Here is a 3,272-nt window from a genome sequence, read left to right as displayed (position 1 = left end):
ACGCTCTATACCGTCTATGCCTCATGGGAGGAGCTGTTGACGTTTATGCTCGAGGCGCTCGAACCGGCCCAGCCTCCACCAAAAGCGCGGCGCTTAAGGCGGTGACAGGGCAAATTTGGAATTGCTGCGGTATCGCGGAGTTCGCTATCCGGCTCGGGTCGGCCCTTGCTGTAACGGCAAATCTCAGCCTCAGGGTCGCGTTTGCCGAGGGCGGCAAAGATGGCCTTCTTGATCGGGGCCGGGAGCTTGAGATCGGCAGCCTTGGCAGCGCGGTGATGTAGGCGCCCAGGTTAGGCGCGATATTCTCGGAGTCGCCGAGCAGCCGCTCGAAGCTGTAGGGGCTGGTGTTGTAGAGCGGATGCTTGCGGGTCGGATCGGCGGCCTTGCCGAGCAGCTTATCCATGGCCGCTTCGGGCATCTGTTGGGCCTGCAGGCTTTGGTATCGCTCGAGCACGGCATCTTTGGTCGGCGCCAGCACGCAGTCAAGCCGGCGCAGCACCACCATCGGCAGCATCACCAGGCGGTACTGTGGCGGTCGGTAAGGCCCACGCAGGCGGTTGGCGATTTCCCAGATCTTGGCTTTGAGTGCGTCGTGGGCCTGGAAGTTCACGGATGGTCTTGTGTCCTTTTGCTGGGCGTAGCGCTTGGCTGGGTTTGTGTCGGCTACAGAGACCTATTGCTTCGGCGCATTCTGGCTGTTCTCCAGATTGGAGCTAGGGTTCTGGCTGGGGGGCCGCTCGACCTCGCCCACATTATTCTTCGGGAATCGAAAATCTGGCAAACCACGGACCTCGCTGGGGCGCTCCTCGCCGCTATCCCACTGGCTACCCGGAAACTGTTGCTGGCTAGGCTCATCCTTGGTCCATTCGTCTCCAGGCACCCGGTCATCAGCGGCCTGCGCTGACAGCGCCAGGGGCGCAAGGACCAGCGCAGTTGCCAAAACGAGACTGCGCTGAGGTGTAAGGCAGATATGCATAGTGTCGTCTCCTGCCCGCGTTTGCGTGGCATCAGATGAATTCAGTCGCTGCAGTCGTTGGTTCTGGTCCTAGGATCGGCGGAGATTGGGTCATTGAAGGATGGCCGGAGCACGAAGGATGACCAGCTGAAAGATGACCAGCTATCGACCGGACGCAAGCAACAGGCAGCTCAAACTGAACGAGTGGCAACAGCGACGCAGCATCCGTGCCGACACTCCGAGCTTGCTCGTATCGGCCTTTTCAGCTCGGACATTAACCCCCGTCACGAGCGGCTAGAGTACCTGCGAGCCTTGCGATGACGAGATCTGCTGGGGCATTTCCTCCGACTCTGGTGTAAAGCCCCCGAGCCCCTCCCCCGACTGCCTGCCAGTTTGATTTGCCGTCTGCCTGCCTGTTAAGCCGCTCCTGCTTGGCTGCCTGATTCGCCTTGTCTGTCGCCGGTTGGCGAGGCTCGGTTCTTGCAGCGCTAGCTGCACGGCTGGGCTTCAGGTTGTGGAATCCCCACGCCTTGGGCCTGCGGCGTCTGAGTGGAGATCCGAGATCGAGACGCCCCGGCATCTGAAGCGTCTTTCTCCTGCGCTACAACAAAGGGGGCGTTACAGCGTTATGCAGATCCGATTGCAGATCGGATATTTTGAGGAGGTAAGCCAATGACGGACGATCTTCGAGGCCATGTGGCCTTAGTCACTGGAGCGACCGACGGCATCGGTCGGCTGACGGCCTCGCGCCTGAGCGCGCGGCGCACGACCGTGCTGGTGCACGGGCGCAGCCGCGAACAGGATAAGGGAGGCGCGCGGGTGGTGATGGTTGCGTCCGCCGCCCAAGCCGAGATCGATTTCGACGATCTGATGCTGACCCGAGGCTATGACGGCAAGCGCGCCTACGCGCAGAGCAAGCTGGCCCTGGTCATGGCCACGATGGAGCTGGCCGATGAGCTGAAGTCACAGGGCGTCACCGTCAACGCGCTTCACCCTGGCAGCCTGCTCAACACCAAGATGGTCCGGCAGGGCTTCGGCAGTGCCCTAGGTCCCGCTGAAGCAGGCGCCGAGGCGGAAGAGCGTCTAGCGACGGCGCCGATGCTCGCCGATATCACTGGCGCCTATTTCGACCGCATGGATCAGGCCGAGCCCGAGGTGCAGGCCCGCGACGACGAGGCGCGCCGGCGACTGATGGGGATGATCGACCAGCTCGCTGAAGCGGCTTGACGGACTCGGCCCAGGCGCGGTTATTGGCGAAAAGGTGCGGAAGGGTTTTCAATCGGTGTCCTCGCTAGGGTCAGCCGGTCTGAGATGAGGCGCTGCTGGCTTGCATGGAAGAACGCCGTCGGCCCTCCCTCAATGTAACGGCGGATGCGGTTGGATGGCCAGGCTATACGCCGCCGGAATAACCTGATACCCGGAGGCAGAACGAGGAGGTACAAGGCCAGGGCTGCTGGCCCGTCTGAACAGGCAGCAATCTCTGGAGCGTTAAGGAAACGGCGGTGATCCGCCGGCATCTGGGCCAAGCACCAAGAGCTCGGGGTGACCTTGGCTGACGCGTTCTTCGATCCGCGGCGCTTCGGCATCTGGCAGGTCTGCCAAGATCAAGAGCTCACCGCCTTGCAAGGCCTGCTGCTGGGCGGAGAGCGGGAGGTTGGCGCTGCGATGACGCCTTAGCCACCAGCCGCCGCCGATAGCGGCGCCGATGACAATCAGTGTCAGCAGAGCAAACGGCTGCAATGCCTGCAGCAGCAATAGGGAGACTGCCAACATGCCAGCGGCGCCGATGAGGGCACCACGGAGCAGCGCACTTGCATCGCTGCGCCAACGTCTGGTCTTGACGGGAAGTCCGCTAGGGAGCTGCTGGCCGATCAGCGTAAAGGCCTCAGGATCGATGCCGTCGGCGATCAGTTCTTCAACCAGACGCCGACCGTTCTGCGGATCGCGGGCGCGGATATAGATTCGGGTGGTCATCATGGTCCTCAAAGACAGACGGGAATGGATGGCCGCAGCGGTGCAACCGATTCTGTTCTCCCGTCTCTTCACGCAACCCTCGTGCCGAAGCCTGAAGCCCAGAGCCCAGAGCCCGATGGGCAATCCCGCCTAGCAGCCTGTCGGACTTAACGGTCCGAATCATCTTTTGAGCCCCTTTCGGGGCGAAAAATGGCGCTATTTTGGCAAAAATCGCTGTTTTCTCGGGTTTTTTCTGATTACGGGCGCAGCACGGCCATGCGTTTGAGATTCCACGCCAGGCACACCAGGGTCCATTCGCCTTGGACGTTCTGCAGCCCACGGGTCAGGAACTGACGAAACCCCA

General features: G+C 61.8%; 5 protein-coding genes. 1 reads left to right on the top strand and 4 read right to left on the bottom strand.

What is annotated here, in order from left to right; translation table 11 throughout:
- Window positions 1–43: 43 nt before the first annotated feature.
- Both CCR82_RS18475 and CCR82_RS05195 read right to left on the bottom strand, forming a co-directional pair.
- Window positions 44–610: a type I restriction-modification system subunit M N-terminal domain-containing protein gene (locus CCR82_RS18475; RefSeq protein WP_338073104.1), complete on the bottom strand. Its 567-nt coding sequence runs from the start codon at window positions 608–610 to the stop codon at window positions 44–46.
- 63 nt (window positions 611–673) lie between these two features.
- Window positions 674–976, bottom strand: a complete 303-nt coding sequence (locus tag CCR82_RS05195) for a hypothetical protein (protein WP_201244345.1) — start codon at window positions 974–976, stop codon at window positions 674–676.
- A 651-nt stretch (window positions 977–1,627) separates the two neighbouring features.
- Between CCR82_RS05195 and CCR82_RS05190 the strand changes: the two genes are divergently transcribed.
- On the top strand, window positions 1,628–2,182 hold the full coding sequence (locus CCR82_RS05190) for an SDR family NAD(P)-dependent oxidoreductase (protein ID WP_201244344.1): 555 nt from the start codon (window positions 1,628–1,630) through the stop codon (window positions 2,180–2,182).
- Between the two features lie 261 nt (window positions 2,183–2,443).
- Here the strand turns inward: CCR82_RS05190 and CCR82_RS05185 are convergent, their stop codons facing one another.
- Window positions 2,444–3,052 carry a hypothetical protein gene (locus CCR82_RS05185; protein WP_201244343.1) on the bottom strand — a complete coding sequence of 203 codons (609 nt, stop codon included), beginning with the start codon at window positions 3,050–3,052 and terminating at the stop codon, window positions 2,444–2,446.
- A 113-nt stretch (window positions 3,053–3,165) separates the two neighbouring features.
- Window positions 3,166–3,272, bottom strand: a 107-nt coding sequence (locus CCR82_RS05180; RefSeq protein ID WP_201243171.1) for a transposase, incomplete at its 5' end; no start/stop codon positions are given.

The organism is Halochromatium salexigens, from assembly GCF_016653295.1.
Classification (GTDB): domain Bacteria; phylum Pseudomonadota; class Gammaproteobacteria; order Chromatiales; family Chromatiaceae; genus Lamprobacter; species Lamprobacter salexigens.
This window is presented reverse-complemented; position numbering and strand designations above follow the sequence as displayed.